Origin of the sequence: Roseateles sp. YR242, from assembly GCF_900109745.1 — a bacterium.
Classification (GTDB): domain Bacteria; phylum Pseudomonadota; class Gammaproteobacteria; order Burkholderiales; family Burkholderiaceae_C; genus Roseateles.
Window position 1 is genome coordinate 43,305 of record NZ_FOAV01000015.1, and the last position, 13,625, is coordinate 56,929.

13 protein-coding genes are annotated in these 13,625 nt (G+C 66.4%); 4 read left to right on the forward strand and 9 right to left on the reverse strand.

What is annotated here, in order from left to right; all coding sequences use genetic code 11:
* The first annotated feature begins 35 nt into the window (after positions 1-35).
* The gene (locus BMY53_RS21595) at positions 36-737 is read left to right on the forward strand and encodes a CBS domain-containing protein (protein WP_092948560.1); all 702 of its coding nucleotides are present in this window, start codon (positions 36-38) and stop codon (positions 735-737) included.
* A 104-nt stretch (positions 738-841) separates the two neighbouring features.
* Here BMY53_RS21595 and BMY53_RS21600 read toward each other — a convergent pair whose 3' ends face one another.
* Positions 842-1,285: a hypothetical protein gene (locus tag BMY53_RS21600; protein ID WP_092948561.1), complete on the reverse strand. Its 444-nt coding sequence runs from the start codon at positions 1,283-1,285 to the stop codon at positions 842-844.
* Positions 1,286-1,509: 224 nt separating this feature from the next.
* Between BMY53_RS21600 and BMY53_RS21605 the strand changes: the two genes are divergently transcribed.
* Positions 1,510-2,055 (forward strand): protein phosphatase CheZ, encoded by a 546-nt coding sequence (locus BMY53_RS21605; protein WP_092948562.1) that lies wholly within the window; start codon positions 1,510-1,512, stop codon positions 2,053-2,055.
* A 103-nt stretch (positions 2,056-2,158) separates the two neighbouring features.
* Here the strand turns inward: BMY53_RS21605 and BMY53_RS21610 are convergent, their stop codons facing one another.
* Positions 2,159-2,977, reverse strand: coding sequence for a M90 family metallopeptidase (locus tag BMY53_RS21610; protein ID WP_092948563.1), 819 nt, complete (start codon positions 2,975-2,977; stop codon positions 2,159-2,161).
* Positions 2,978-3,384: 407 nt separating this feature from the next.
* On the opposite strand from BMY53_RS21610, the gene BMY53_RS21615 reads away from it, so the two are divergent.
* Complete coding sequence (locus tag BMY53_RS21615) at positions 3,385-3,747, forward strand: hypothetical protein (protein WP_143074178.1); 363 nt, start codon at positions 3,385-3,387, stop codon at positions 3,745-3,747.
* 232 nt (positions 3,748-3,979) lie between these two features.
* Positions 3,980-5,797, forward strand: a complete 1,818-nt coding sequence (locus BMY53_RS21620) for a hypothetical protein (RefSeq protein WP_092948567.1) — start codon at positions 3,980-3,982, stop codon at positions 5,795-5,797.
* A gap of 135 nt (positions 5,798-5,932) precedes the next feature.
* Here BMY53_RS21620 and ylqF read toward each other — a convergent pair whose 3' ends face one another.
* The 7 genes from ylqF to BMY53_RS21655 form a co-directional block, all read right to left on the reverse strand.
* A complete protein-coding gene (gene ylqF / locus BMY53_RS21625) occupies positions 5,933-7,021 on the reverse strand; it encodes a ribosome biogenesis GTPase YlqF (RefSeq protein WP_092948569.1) in 1,089 nt (362 codons plus the stop codon).
* A gap of 93 nt (positions 7,022-7,114) precedes the next feature.
* Positions 7,115-7,639, reverse strand: coding sequence for a copper-binding protein (locus tag BMY53_RS21630; RefSeq protein WP_092948571.1), 525 nt, complete (start codon positions 7,637-7,639; stop codon positions 7,115-7,117).
* Positions 7,640-7,692: 53 nt separating this feature from the next.
* Positions 7,693-9,081 (reverse strand): multicopper oxidase family protein, encoded by a 1,389-nt coding sequence (locus BMY53_RS21635; RefSeq protein ID WP_092948573.1) that lies wholly within the window; start codon positions 9,079-9,081, stop codon positions 7,693-7,695.
* A 23-nt stretch (positions 9,082-9,104) separates the two neighbouring features.
* Complete coding sequence (locus BMY53_RS21640) at positions 9,105-10,553, reverse strand: TolC family protein (RefSeq protein WP_092948575.1); 1,449 nt, start codon at positions 10,551-10,553, stop codon at positions 9,105-9,107.
* Positions 10,554-10,637: 84 nt separating this feature from the next.
* Positions 10,638-11,339 (reverse strand): hypothetical protein, encoded by a 702-nt coding sequence (locus BMY53_RS21645; RefSeq protein WP_092948577.1) that lies wholly within the window; start codon positions 11,337-11,339, stop codon positions 10,638-10,640.
* Positions 11,340-11,422: 83 nt separating this feature from the next.
* Entirely contained in the window at positions 11,423-11,764 is a 342-nt protein-coding gene (locus BMY53_RS21650; RefSeq protein ID WP_177200993.1) for an energy transducer TonB, read from the reverse strand.
* Positions 11,765-11,843: 79 nt separating this feature from the next.
* A complete protein-coding gene (locus tag BMY53_RS21655) occupies positions 11,844-13,388 on the reverse strand; it encodes a methyl-accepting chemotaxis protein (RefSeq protein WP_092948581.1) in 1,545 nt (514 codons plus the stop codon).
* Between the last annotated feature and the right edge of the window lie 237 nt (positions 13,389-13,625).

Sequence of the window (13,625 nt, forward strand, 5' to 3'; positions counted from 1 at the left end):
ATGGCCCGCATTGTGCGAGCGGGCGGGCTTGTGTCATGCTTTCCCGCATGTTTACGGTCTACGGCACCTCGGGAAAGATCTATACCGGTGCACTGGAGCAGGTCAGAGACCTCGCCCCGGTGCAGGCGGTGGCGCGTACACGGTCGGTGGCCCCCATCGCCCGTCAGGAGCCCGACGAGCAGGCCTCGGTCGCCGTTCAACTGGGCCAGCACGGCGGCGGCAAGGGCGCCTTGCCCAGCCCCGCCCATCCCTCGCAGACCTATGTGGCGCATGAAGCGTTGGCGGCCTATGGGCCGGCGCCCGCCCGGCAGGCACTGTCCCAGGTGCATCAACTCATGAGCCGTCGGCTGGTGAGCGTTCGCTCCGGCGTGACGCTGCGGCAGGCCTGGGGCGTGCTGGCGCGTGCCGGGGTCGGCCAGGCGCCGGTGCTGGGCGCGGCAGGGCAGGTGATGGGGCTGATCACCCGGGCGGACCTGCTGCGCGGCCTCTCGGACGATCTGGCCCAGATCGGCGAAGTGACGCTGAGGCTGGACCAACAGGTGGATGAGGTGATGTGGACGCCGGTGCCTGCCGCCAGCGGGGAGACCCCGGTGCGGCAGGCGGCACAACTCATGATGGACCTGGGGCTACCCGGCTTGCCGGTGGTGGACGATGCGGGCCACGCCGTGGCCTTTGTGTCCCGCAGCGACCTGCTGCGCGCGTTGACGCACGAGCCGCCGCTGGATCTTTGGTCTTGATGGGGGGCGCGCAACAACGCGCTTAATGACGCCTCAACAACGCGTTCAATAGTTGGTTCAATAGTTGGTTCAATAGTTCGCTCAATAGCGCGTCAACAACGCGTTCAATAACGCTTGGTGTACTTCTGTGCGGCTTCCAGCTCCAGCGCTTGCTGCGTTCGCCAGTCGGTACAAATGAAGACACCGTCTTCGAAGACGAAGTCCGGGATGGACCCGTCGCCATGCGCCATGCGGCCGTCCTTGCAAACCATGCTGCTCTGGCCGGTGGATTGTTCGGAGAGCGCCTTGCCCACGGCCATGCTGTCCCGGGTGAAGAACCCCAGGCAGATCATGCCGACCACCAGTCCGAACAGCAGGGTCACGCCGCCCGCGATGTCCATTACATCGCGCATCACCGACGGCGGCTGCGGGGTGTTGGGCGAGAAGCGCTGCCCCGCCGCAAAGCTCACCGCTTCGACCGTACCGGCGGCTGCGGAGGCGCCTCCCCGTGCAGGGGTGCGGGCGGCGCTGGAGTAACTGGGCGAAGACCGGGTGTAAGCCATGTTCATCGAGGGTTCGAGGCATCAAAGGCGTGGTCGTCAGCACGACAGTGGCAAATCGCCACCATGTCGAACGGACGGCACAAGACTACAGGGCGACCGGTCTGTGCAATCACTTAAATGCGGGGCGGACCCCCAAAAATGCACGCAGTCCAAAGTCCCTTTCCGTTGGTTACATCGGTTGCAGAATTAAGATTTCGCCGCTCCTGAACCGCGTTTTTTGATGCGCCACCATGTCCCAATCCGAAGCCTCATCCACAGCCAGGGCCCATGACGCCCTGCACAAGCTGTCGCAGGAACTGCCGGATGCCTGCGAGCGTCTGGACTACGTCAAGCGCATGACCGACCAGGCCGCCAGCAAAGTGCTGAACCTGGTGGACAGCGCCCAGGACGATGCTGAAGGCGTCCGCCGCCAGGGCAGCGAACTGTCGGAGTCCCTGCAGCGGCTGGCGGTGGCGCCGGATCTCAGCGTCGAACGCGCCCGCGCCATGATGCGTCTGTGTGCTGCTTATGCCGCCAGTGCCGCCGCTTTTGCCGAACGTGTGAAGGGCCTGCAGACCGAGATCATGATGGCGCAGGACTTCCAGGATTTGTCCGGCCAGGTGATCAACAAGGTCTTGGGCATGCTGCGCCCGGCCGAAGCGCCACTGCAGGAACTGCTGGCCCAATTCGAGGCTGCCGCACCGGCGGTCGAGGAACAACTCGCCGGTGTTCAAACGCCGGACAAGGCGCTGCAACAAGACGACGTCGACGCGCTGCTGGCCGAGATGGGATTCTGATCGACCGGGCGTCCCTCGGGCGCGCTGCGTGTCAGCGCCGTCGGCCCTGCGGCAGTGCCTTAAGGAACCTCCGCACAACTCCTCGGGGTTGTGCCGAGGTTCGTTAATTCCAGAGCAGGGGATCGACCTCGTAGAAGCGGCTGAGCTCGGCGTAGACGGCGGGATGGGCCTGGGCGAGGGCGCCGGGCTGGCAGAAGAAGCGCTCGCTGGCGACTGCAAAGAACTCGGCGGGTTCGGTCGAGGCGTAATCGCCCAGCGGATCCGATTCACCGGCTTCCAGGCGCGCCCGCAGCAGCCCGAAGCTGTTCTGCATGACCTGCGCCCAGCGTGCCTGCCGGCCCCGATGGCCCAGCAGCGGCGCACCGTTGGCAAAGCCCTTGTCCTGGTCCAGTTGGTGGGCGAATTCGTGCACCACCACGTTATGCCCCGCCTCGGGCAGTGCCGCATCACGCAGCACGTTGTCCCAGGAGAGTACCACCTGCCCTTCGCCCCAGCTCTCGCCACTGAGCACCTGGCGTTGATGCATCTGCAAGGGGCCCTGCTGCCGCACCCGGTCCACGATGAAGGGGCCTGGATACACCAGCACACTGTGCAGGCGCGGGTAATAGCCACGCGAACGCCCGAGCAGCGGCAGGCACGCCAGCGCAGCCACCGTCACCCGCACCTCGTCGGTCATGGCCTGGCCGGCGCAGCCGATGAACTGTTTCTCCGCCAGGAAGACCTGCATCTGGCGCTTGAGCCGCAATTGCATGTCGGTGGGCAGACGCGCCACCTGCGGCACGTTGCGGCGCAGGATGGCCCGCCACGCCGCCGGGAACGCCCGGGCCCTCAGCCGCGAGCGGCGCCACACCACGCGCCACGGCTGGCTGGCCCACCAGCCGCACAGCAGCACGGCCACCAGCACCAGCAGGATCAAACCCATGACATCCGCCTCATGACCGCAGCCCCTTGAGCAGCGTCCGGCCACCCCACCCGACGGGGGCAGAGACAGGCGGGGCGCCATTCAGCCTACATGAGTCAGGCGGGCGACGATTTCAAGATCGATGGTCGGGTGGTGTTTGCGTCGGCGTCGGCGTCGTCATGGCGACCGTTACACCGGCCGTGCCGGGTTTGCGCAATGTGACCAGGTCGAGGGCGATCAGCGCCCTGATTGGGCGAACTCAGCGCAGGGGCAAGACCCGGCCCCGGACAATCTGTTTATCGGCACCGGGCCAGGATTCTTGAGCGTCAGCGTCGCCTTGAACCTGGACAAGACCACCACACACCATCGAGAGGGAGCCGGACGGCGCACCTGCGCCGCCGCGGACTGGATTGACGCTGACGGACATCATGGCCACGCCCCTGCGGACCTCACCCTTTGATGTGAGCCCTCTGCAGCAATACCGGGCACAACAGCAGCAGGCGATTCTGGACGGCCCCCAGCCTTCCGTGGTGCTGAAGTTGTCTCCGTATATCGGCAGCACGCCCCAGCAGACCTATACCGCGCAACAGTGGGCGGACGTCACCAGCGGTGACCACCCCATCGCGGCCCCTCAGGCGCCGGTCAGTTCAGTGAGCACGCCCGCCTATTCCCGGGGCACCTACACGCCGGTCAGCGGCCACGACATCGCCGTGACGGTAGATCTCGGTCCCATGCTCTGGAACCACGTCGAGCGTGGTGGTGTCGGGCAACTGTTGAACGTCACGGCCTGAAGGCCGCCGGTGTTCGGTGGCGGCGGTGACGCGGGTGTCGTTTGCGGCTGCAGCAAACATGGTGGGTGCGACCGGCACAGGGAACGATGTGGTGAGGTCGCCGCACTAGGGGGTATCTGTCGTTTGACCACCTGGCCCCTTCATGCTGAACCCATGCGAACCCGCCCTGTCCGCCCTCTGCGGCGACTCTCTTCCTGCCGACTTCCCCGCGCCACCCGCGTGGGATGTTGCGTTGAACGAATTCGAGCGCAAATATCAATATCTGGACGGGATTGTGGACCTCACCGCCAAGGTCAGAAATGCCCTCCTCAGCCAGTCTGATCGGCTGGACCTGAAGGATGTTCCCGGTGGGGCAATGGCTGTGTATCTGCCTGCCGAAGTGCGGGATTTACTTCGGGTTCAGATGGCTTGGCTCTCGCTGCCCGGCGAGCTGGACGAAGCCACGGCCAAGGAATGGTTGGCTGTGATGCCGCAGGCGCAGGACGCGGGCAGTCCGACTTCGACAAAGGCGGAACCGATGAAACTGTCGCCACCGCGTGCCCGGCTGGAAGTCATCCCCTACAAGCCTGATTCGGCCACCTTGGCCGACAACCCGCCCAGTCTTTCGCCGGGGAAGATGGCTGATCCCGCTCAATGGTGGCCACCTCGCGTGGCATCCGGCCTATCGCCAGCCACTATGAAAGACACCCCTGAACGCTCAGGCGTGTACCACGCGAAACGCATTTTTCTGAAGCCTCCCGCTCAGTCGCCGCTGCCATCGCGCGCCCCGCACGCTTTCGAGAGCGACTGGGATGCATGCGCCCATATGCTGGCGCAACTGGAGGACACGGCCGCGCAGACCCAAAAGACGCTGGATGAGCACGATGTGCAGCGGCTATTGGCGGTGATCAACGCCCCGGGTTCCGTATGGGCACCGCCGTCATGCCAGGCCCGACGTGCCCAGTGGCAGCAGCGGCTCGAACCACTGAATCAGAGGCGTTCGACCTCGGCGCAGACCTTCGAGGTGCCGGTCGCAGACTTGCCTGACTTGGCGGCCTTGTTGAAGGACCGGCTGATCACCAGCTGCAATCGTGATGCGCAAGGTGGCTGGCACCCAAAGAGCCCGGACCAACTGCGTCTGGTCCAAGCCCTAGCCTGCTGGATGAGGGAAGGCACAGGGGATGACGGTGTTGCGGGGCGTGAAGCGGTAGGGCGCCTGTTGCTGGCGCATCAGGCGGGATTGAACCAGGAGATCAAGCTGGTCCACGGGAGCACGCCCCTGGAGTTGCCATCTGCCGAACTGTTGGATGAATTGATGTCCCCGATGGCCCAGGTGCATCTGTGCATCAAGGGTGGTGCCGCTGAGGTGGATCGATGGGGCAGATCTCTGCAGGCGCTCCCCATGCGTACCTGGCAGCTGGACAGCACAGAGACGCTGGCGAGGCTGATGCAGGAGCAGCAAACCAGTGTCCGTGTGCTCGACCTCTCCAGCATCGGCCCAACTCTGGACGCCCGAGACTTGCAGGTGCTGGAACAGGCACGGGAGCGTCTGACCAACCTCGCCATCATCCGTTTGCCAGTCGGGGCCCCTGCCGATGTGCTCGGGTCGGATTGGGAGTCTGTGGAGGACGGCACCGGACTCGAGTTCAAACCCAAAGGGCGGCTCGACGGCCTCGAAGCCCTGGACGAAGCTGTGGCAGCCTGGAAGGGAAACTTTTTAGGGTCCAGGATGGCGATGCGCCGCAAGGCGAGCCAGCCGGAGGGTTACATGTTGCTGCGCTTTGCGGCACTGCTGGCGCTGGAAGCGAAGGAGGCGCCGGAGGTCGGCCGCCAGTTGCGGTATCTGCTGAACCGATGTGCCGACGACGACCTGATGCTGAAGGCCGCCGCAGACGTCATGGCGGATGGCGAGTTGGTTGGAGAAGCCCTGCCAGACGTGCTGGCGCGGGCGCACCAGGTGGCGGTGAATGCTGACCAAGCAGGCGGGAGGAACGGCGCTGCGGCAGCGGTCATTGGCCCACGGGCCGTTGAAACGGATGAGCAGGACAGCCGCCTGGACAGCTCGGTCTGAGCTGGTGCAGGCAGGGGTCAGGCAGAGCATCAGGCCCTGGGGGCGGCCGCTGTCAATCGGCTTGTGCCGGTGAGAGGGCTGTCTGGGGCGGGGGCAGATCGCACAGCCTGTGCGGCATTCCCCTGCTGCCTTGGCCTATCGATTCCGGGGCGCGGAGTCCTCGTCGGCGCCAGCGTCCGGTTCTTCGCCCCCGGCTTTTTCTTCGTACTCGTCTTCGTCGTCAGCGTCGGCGCTTTCTTCTTCTTCTTCTTCCTCGTCACCTTCGGCAGCGGCCTCCAGACGCTGACGCTCCGCATCACGCGTGCCGCGCTGGGCGAGCGCTTTCTGTGCCTCGCGTTCGGCCTGGCGGGCCGCCTCGACGGCTTGTGCCTCGTCGACCCAGGCCGCAAATTCCTCGGGCGTCTCCAGCGTGATGCGCCCCAGTTGCCCCTGGCGCAGGTCGTACAGCAGCACCTCGGCGGCCTTTTGCGTGTTGATGCGTCCGCCCGACAGCACGGCGCCGCGCCGCTTGCCGATGGCCTCGAGCAGCTCGTTCTCGCTCAACTCGTCCTTGATCGTGATCTGGTAGCGCGCCTGCAGCGACTGGGGATAGTGGCGCCGCAGGTAGGCCAGTACATCCAGCGCCACGATCTCCTCTTCGAAGGCGTTGCGGCCCACGGCACCGCTGGCCGCGAGGTTGATGCCGGCTTGCGGCACCTGGATCTTGGGCCAGAGCATCCCGGGCGTGTCGAACAGATAGACATCCTTGTCCAGCACGATCTTCTGCTCGGTCTTGGTGATGCCGGGTTCGTCGCCCGTCTTGGCCATGCGCTTGCCCACCAGGGTGTTGATGAGGGTGGACTTGCCGACATTGGGAATGCCGCACACCAGCACGCGCAACGGCTTGTTCAGCCCGCCCCGGTTCGGTGCGGCGGCGCGGCACTCCTGGGCCAGCGCGCGGGCCAGGCCGGACATGCCCTGATGGATGGCGATGGCACGAGTGTCCGGCTGGGCGCGGTAATGCGCCAGCCAGGCCTCGGTGCGGGCCGCATCGGCCAAGTCCTGCTTGTTGAGCAGCTTGAGCGCGGCGCGTCCGGCGGTGAGCTGGGCCAGCAGCGGGTTCGCGCTGCTGGCGGGCACGCGCGCGTCCAGCAGTTCGATCACCACGTCGATTCCGCTTTTCATGCGCTCACGGATTGCGCCCCGGGTCTTGTGCATGTGCCCGGGAAACCATTGGATAGCCATGGCGCGATTGTCCGCGATCGCGGAGGCGCCGCGTCGGGACCCCGCGCAACACGAGTTGGGGGGCCTTGCGGCCGCGCGGTTCCCGGCCTGCTTTCAGTGGTGATGTTCGTGGGTGGCGGGCGGCGAATCTGACGCCACCGGCGCACTGTCAGCACGGCCTGCCGGCTTGGCCAACGGCCGCCGCAGCGCGGTCACGGTGAGTTGCCCCTGCGGGGCCTCCGCCTGGAATTCGACCTTGTCGCCGGGTTGCATCGCCCTGAGCTGCGCCGGGCTCAGCACACCGGGCTGGACCCGGAACACCATGGTCATTGCCTGCATTTCCAGGTGAGGGATGTCGGCATGGCGAATGGTGAGTCGGCCCAAGGGGATGTCGATGCGGCGGATCTCGCCGGCCACCCAGGACTGGGGCTTGGGAGCTGCATCGACGGATGCGGCCGCGGCCTGCGTCGCAGCAGATGCAGGCGCAGGTGCGGATGCAGGTGCGGATGCGGATGCGACGCCGGTCTGAGCCATGACAGCGGGCGCCAGGGCCATGGACGCCGCTGCCAGGAGCAAGGTGCAGGCGCGGCCACGCAGGGCATGCAAGGCGGTGAAGGACAGCAGATGTTGGAAGGTCATGATGGGTCTGGATAAAAACAGGCGCACGCCCGCTGGGGCATGGTCGGGAGTGTTCAATGCTCGTGGCCTTCGTGCATGCCGGGCTTGCGCACACGCAGCGGCGGTGCGGAGGAGGCCGGGGCCGACGGGGCTGGTGCGGCCGCAGGCGCGGGCGCTTCCGGTGCGGCCACCCGATGCGCCACGGTGCCTGCCGGTGCGCGGTACCAGCCCGGATCGCTGTAGTCGCCAGGGCGCTGGTCCGGCCGCACCTTGATGACGCTGAACATGCCGCCCATCTCCAACGAGCCGTGCGGGCCGGTGCCCGTCATCATGGGGGCCGTGTTCTCGGGCAATGGCATGGCCATGGCCCCCATGTCCGCCATGCCCTTGTCGCCCATGACCATGTAGTCCGGGATGATGCGATTGATGCGGCTGGCCAGCCCCTGGTGGTCCACGCCGATCAGGGTGTCCACGTTGTGGCCCATGGCGTTCATGGTGTGGTGGCTCTTGTGGCAATGGATGGCCCAGTCACCGGGCTCGTCGGCGACGAACTCGATCTGCCGCATCTGGCCCACTGCGATATCCGTGGTCACTTCCGGCCAGCGTGCCGACGGCGGTACCGGCCCGCCATCGGTGCCGGTGACCTGGAACTCGTGGCCGTGCAGGTGGATCGGGTGGTTGGTCATCGTGAGGTTGCCCACGCGGATGCGCACCCGGTCCCCCTGGCGCACGTTCAGCGTGTCGATGCCGGGGAAGGCCCGGCTGTTCCAGGTCCAAAGGTTGAAGTCGGTCATCGTCATGATGCGCGGGGTGTAGCTGCCGGGGTCGATGTCGTAGCTGGCCAGCAGGAAGCAGAAGTCGCGCTGCACCGTGGCGATGTGCGGATGCCTGCCCTTGGGGTGTGTGATCCACATGCCCATCATGCCCATGGCCATCTGCGTCATTTCATCGGCATGCGGGTGATACATGAAGGTGCCGGGGCGGCGGGCCTCGAACTCATACACAAAGGTCTCGCCGGGTTTGATGGCGGGCTGTGTCAGTCCCGAGACACCGTCCATGCCGTTGGGCAGGCGCTGCCCATGCCAGTGCACGCTGGTGTGCTCCGGCAGGCGGTTGGTGACGTAGATGCGGACGCGGTCGCCTTCGACCACTTCGATCGTGGGCCCGGGGGACTGGCCGTTGTAGCCCCACAGGCGCGCCGTGCAGTCCGGCGCGATCTCGCGCTGCACCGGCTCGGCGACCAGGTGGAATTCCTTGATGCCGTTGCGCATGCGCCAGGGCAGGGTCCAGCCGTTGAGGGTGACCACCGGCTGATAGGGGCGGCCGTCTGGCGGCAGCAGGGGGGCGGCCGTACCGGCGGTGGTGCGGATGACTGGTTCCGGCAGGCCGGCCAAAGCGGCGCGGGCGACGCCGGTGGCGCTCACGGCGGCCATGCCGGCGAAGAGATGACGTCTTGAGATCATGGGTGTTCCTTGCGGCACGGTGTTCAATGGCCGGTGCTGCTGCTGCGGACGGACGGCGAGGCAGGGCCGGCTGTTGGCTCGGTGGTGGGGGTGGAGGTGCCACCTTCCAGGGGGCCGAGCAGCGATTGAGACAGGTCCGCTTCGGCCAGCCAGAAGTCGCGCTCTGCGGACAGGCTGGCGGCCATCACCCGGGCCTGGTCGCGCGCATCGGCCAGCAGGTCCGTCACGCCGACCAGCATCCCGTTGTAGCGAAGCAGGGTCTCATCCGAGATCTGGCGTGCCAGCGGCAGCACGTCGTCCCGATAACGACGGGCGGCACGCCAGGCCTGGTCCGCGCGCAACTGGGCGTCACGGATCTCGGCGCGGGCATCCAGGGCCACCTGTGCGGTGCGTTCCAGCGCCTGCTCATAGGATTGGCGAGCCCGTGCGGTGCGGGCCTGGCCCCAGTCGAACAAGGGCAGCTCCAGGCTGAGGCTCGGGCCGTGCTCCGTCGCTTGCGTGTTGCTGCGATTGCTCTCGTAGCCCAGGGTCAGCACGTTGATCAGACGGGTCTGGCGCGTCAGCCCGAGCTCGGCGGCCAACAGGGCGGTCTGGCGCCGGGCGGACTGAATGTCCAGCCGCTCGGCCATGGCCTGCTGTTCCAGGTCCTGCCGATCACGCGGCTGGGCGGGCAGGTCGGGCAACTGCTCCGGCAGGCGCAGCGCGGCGGCCTGGTCGCCCCACAGGCCGAGGGCGCGTTGCAGGGCCACCCGGTCCCGGGCGGCCTGCAACTGGGCCTGGTCCAGCGCCAGGCTGGCATCGGCCTGCACCGTGCGTTCACGGGCGAGGCGCAGTGCGCTGATATTGCCGGCCTTGTGCATGCGGCTGGCCAGCTCCGCACCGGCCTGCGCCGAATCCAGCACGGTTTGCGCGTGGCGAAGCTGGGCCTGCGAGGCAACGGCCACGATCCAGCTGCGGCGAGCCTGGGCTGCGATGGCCAGCAGTTGCTGCGCGGCCTCTGCCTGCTGGCGCGCCAGCGCCTGGGAGGCGGCCTGCTGGCGGGCGCCACGGCCCAGCAGCGCGGCAAGGTTGAATGACAGCCCGCGCTCGATCTCGCGCTCATCGCCACGGACCAGACGGCCCAGGCTCAGCACCGGGTTGGGCCAGAGCAGGGCCTGGACACGGTCGGCTTCGGCCATGCCGAGGCCGTAGAGGCTGGCTTGCAGGCCACGGTGGTTCAGCAGCGCCAGTTGCACGGCGGCCTGGGCATCAACAGGCTGGGCGAGCAGGGCATGCGTGCGGCGGGCTGCCGCATCGCGTTCCTGGTCGGTGCGCTGCCAGGGCAGGTCGGCCTGCCACTGTTGTTGGCTCAGGGCCTGGACGGGCGCGACCGCCTGTTCCGGCCGGAGGCTGGTGCACCCGGCCAGGGCCAGTGCGCCGGCCAGGCCGAGCGCGCTTGGCAGGAAGGAAAAAAGACGTAGGGGAAATGACATGACATCCTCGCGGGCATTGCACGCCCGGGGGGGGCGTACAGGGACGGCCGTCACCCGCTCAGGGGTGCACGGTCGTGTCCGGGCTCAGGCGAGGAAGGATTTGGGCGGTCGGTCGAGCGCCTGAGGCAGACGCTCCAGGATGGGGGCAGGCCCGGCGACAGGGTGATCAGTGGCGGGCAGGGCGCTGGCCACCGTCAGTGAAGCCACCGGCAGTGCCGCGCCAATGCAGCATTGGGCGCAGAAGCTGCAGCCATGGTGGCTGTCATGCTGTGCGTCGTGCGAGCCTTCGGCTGGCAGGTCTTGTGCATGACCTGGCGAGTGCACGGGCTGGGCAAGGTGCTCGGTGTCAGCGCTGGCGTGCATGGTGGCATGGCCCGCATGGGCGGCCACATCATGTACGGTGAGGCCAGCGGCCATGCCTGCCATTCGCTCGCCAGGCGTTTGTCCGTCAGGCATTTGTGCGTCAGGCGTGTGTCCGTCAGGGGTTTGTGCCTCAGCCACCCAGTGGGAGGCGGCTACCGCATCCGGGTGCGCAGGCATCCCGTGATGTTCATGATGACCATGACCATGACCATGACCATGGGCGGGGGCACGCAGCAGAAGGCGTTGTTGGACAGGCGCAGCGCTGTGGCTGGCCTGGCCCGATGTGCCCTCGGCGGTTGCCATGCTGATCTGCATGGTCACGGCCAGCACGCCTTGCAAGGGCATGCACAGGCCCATCAGGGCGAGCACCAGCCAGCGGCTCCAGGAGAGCCGGCGCGCGGAGAAGGCGGGCAGGAGGCGCATGACGCGTCGAGTGTAGACCACCCGCGCCTGTCATCGCAGCCGCGCGACGGCTGAGGGTCGCGTGGACAGTGCGATGTTGACTGTCAGTCCTCGTTCTTGAAGACCAGCTTCACTTCGTGGGTCTGCTTTTCGCCGCTGGGTTCGAAGCGCCAGTCCATCAAGGCGCGGGTCACGGCCTTGTCGAACACCTTGCGCGGTTCGGCTTCCAGGATTTCCACGCCGGAGACCTTGCCGTCCGGGTCGATATTCATCTTGGCGCGCACCGAACCCGAGCTGATCGACTGGCGGGCGGCCTCGGCCGGGAACTCCGGCGGCACTTTCTTCACAATCTTGGGGGTGGCGTGGGCGGCGGTGGCCAGCAGCATGGCGGCGGCCAGACCCAGCAGGCCGCGGGTCAGGGTCTTGGTGGTCAGGGTGTTGCTCATCTTGAGACCTCGTATGTCCTGGAAGCTTCGGATCGGGACTTCGAATCGATCCGAAGGGGGTTGAATGTTTCGGGGTGGATCAGGCGCGGAAGAACCCGACGGCATTCACCAGCCGTGTGGAGCTGTCGCGCAGCGAGTCGGTCGACTTGGAGAGGGCTTCCACCAGCGTGGTGTTCTGCTGCGTGGTGCGGTCCAGTTCGTTCATGGCGTTGTTCACCACGCCCACGCCAGCGGCCTGTTCCTGGGCCGAGTGCGAGATTTCCTCGATCAGTTGGCCCATGTTGTTGACCTCGTCCACCACCGAGCGGATGGTGGCACCGGCGTTGTTCACCAGGGCGGTGCCGTTCTCGACCTTCACCGACGATTCCTGGATCAGCACCTTGATTTCCTTGGCGGCCTGGGCGCTGCGGGAAGCCAGCGCGCGCACTTCGGACGCCACCACGGCGAAGCCCTTGCCGTGCTCGCCGGCACGGGCGGCTTCCACGGCGGCGTTCAGTGCCAGGATGTTGGTCTGGAACGCGATGCCGTCGATCACGCCGATGATGTCGCCGATCTTGCGCGAGCTGGCACTGATCTCTTCCATCGTGGAGACGACCTGGCTGACCACGTTGCCACCGGCAGAGGCCGACTGGCGCGCCTTGGAGGCGATGTTGGAGGCCTTGCGGGTCAGCTCGCTGGCACCGTTCAGGTTGGAGGCGATCTGCTCCACCGACGAGGCAGTGTTCTGCAGGCTGGCCGCGGAGCGGGCGGTGCGGTCCGACAGATCGACGTTGTTGCCGGCGATCTCGTTGGAGTTGTGCGCCACTTCGCTGGCGGCGGCGCTCACGCTGGCCACAACGCCGGAGAGGGCCTGCTGCATGTCGCGCATGGCGTGCAGCATCTGGGCCAGCTCGTCGCTGCCATGGACTTCGATGTTCTGCGACAGGTCCCCGGCGCTGATGGCTTGTGCGGCATCCTTGGCCTTGCGGGCCGGCACGATGATGGAGCGGGCGATGGTCAGCCCGCCCACGCCGCCGATCAGCACGGCTACCAGCACCAGGGCGCCGGTCACGAGGATCGATTGGTTGGCCAGCTTGGCGCCGGATTCGGCCAGCGAGCGTGCATTGGTGAACTGCAGTTCCACCAGGCCCTTGATGTTTTCCTGGTAGGCCTGCTGGGCCGGGCGCACGTCGGTGATCAGGCTTTCGCGGGCCTCGTCGGGGCTGCCGTCCTGCTGCACCTTGAGGAACTTGGACACGGCGGCGAAGAACTTGCCCTGGTTGTCATGCACTTGGCCAACGACTTCCTTGTCCTTGGCGTCCGCGACCTTGCCTTCCAGGTCGGCCAGCTGCTTTTCGCTGTCGGCCAGCGCTTCGGCAATGGCGGCCTTCTGCTTCTTGATCTGGCGGGCTTCGTCCAGCAGCAGCAGGTCGCGCGCCGCGCGGGCGATCACATTGACGTTGCCTTCCAGCGCATTGGCCGCGGAAATCTTCACCAGGCTCGAATTGGCGGTTTGATCCAGGTCGTGGGAGAGGCGGCTGGCGTTGTGGGCGCCATAGGCACCAATGACGATCAACAGCAGGATGAGCAGTGTGTAGCTCAGCGTCAGGCGTTGCCCGATCCGCAAGCGGGACAAAAACGACATGGATTCCCTCGCATGGAATAAGTTCTTGGTAATGAGAAAGCGGCGCAGGACGCACCCTCTGTCTGCAGCGGCTTCGGTGAAATCATCAACGCCCTGGATCGGGGATCGCCATGTCGGTTTTGGAGGGGCGTGAATTCTGACGCGCGACTTGCAACTGAATGAAAAAGCCGTATCGATGTCTTGCGGGTTCACCCTATTAGGGTTGTTACTGCAATGAAAGCAAAACGTCTCCAAATG

What these genes read in the sequence shown, in the direction of transcription:
- BMY53_RS21595 (WP_092948560.1), top strand. Translation starts at nt 36, where the DNA reads ATGCTTTCCCGCATGTTTACGGTCTACGGCACCTCGGGAAAGATCTAT.
- BMY53_RS21600 (WP_092948561.1), bottom strand. Translation starts at nt 1,285, where the DNA reads ATGAACATGGCTTACACCCGGTCTTCGCCCAGTTACTCCAGCGCCGCC.
- BMY53_RS21605 (WP_092948562.1), top strand. Translation starts at nt 1,510, where the DNA reads ATGTCCCAATCCGAAGCCTCATCCACAGCCAGGGCCCATGACGCCCTG.
- BMY53_RS21610 (WP_092948563.1), bottom strand. Translation starts at nt 2,977, where the DNA reads ATGGGTTTGATCCTGCTGGTGCTGGTGGCCGTGCTGCTGTGCGGCTGG.
- BMY53_RS21615 (WP_143074178.1), top strand. Translation starts at nt 3,385, where the DNA reads ATGGCCACGCCCCTGCGGACCTCACCCTTTGATGTGAGCCCTCTGCAG.
- ylqF (WP_092948569.1), bottom strand. Translation starts at nt 7,021, where the DNA reads ATGGCTATCCAATGGTTTCCCGGGCACATGCACAAGACCCGGGGCGCA.
- BMY53_RS21630 (WP_092948571.1), bottom strand. Translation starts at nt 7,639, where the DNA reads ATGACCTTCCAACATCTGCTGTCCTTCACCGCCTTGCATGCCCTGCGT.
- BMY53_RS21635 (WP_092948573.1), bottom strand. Translation starts at nt 9,081, where the DNA reads ATGATCTCAAGACGTCATCTCTTCGCCGGCATGGCCGCCGTGAGCGCC.
- BMY53_RS21640 (WP_092948575.1), bottom strand. Translation starts at nt 10,553, where the DNA reads ATGTCATTTCCCCTACGTCTTTTTTCCTTCCTGCCAAGCGCGCTCGGC.
- BMY53_RS21645 (WP_092948577.1), bottom strand. Translation starts at nt 11,339, where the DNA reads ATGCGCCTCCTGCCCGCCTTCTCCGCGCGCCGGCTCTCCTGGAGCCGC.
- BMY53_RS21650 (WP_177200993.1), bottom strand. Translation starts at nt 11,764, where the DNA reads ATGAGCAACACCCTGACCACCAAGACCCTGACCCGCGGCCTGCTGGGT.
- BMY53_RS21655 (WP_092948581.1), bottom strand. Translation starts at nt 13,388, where the DNA reads ATGTCGTTTTTGTCCCGCTTGCGGATCGGGCAACGCCTGACGCTGAGC.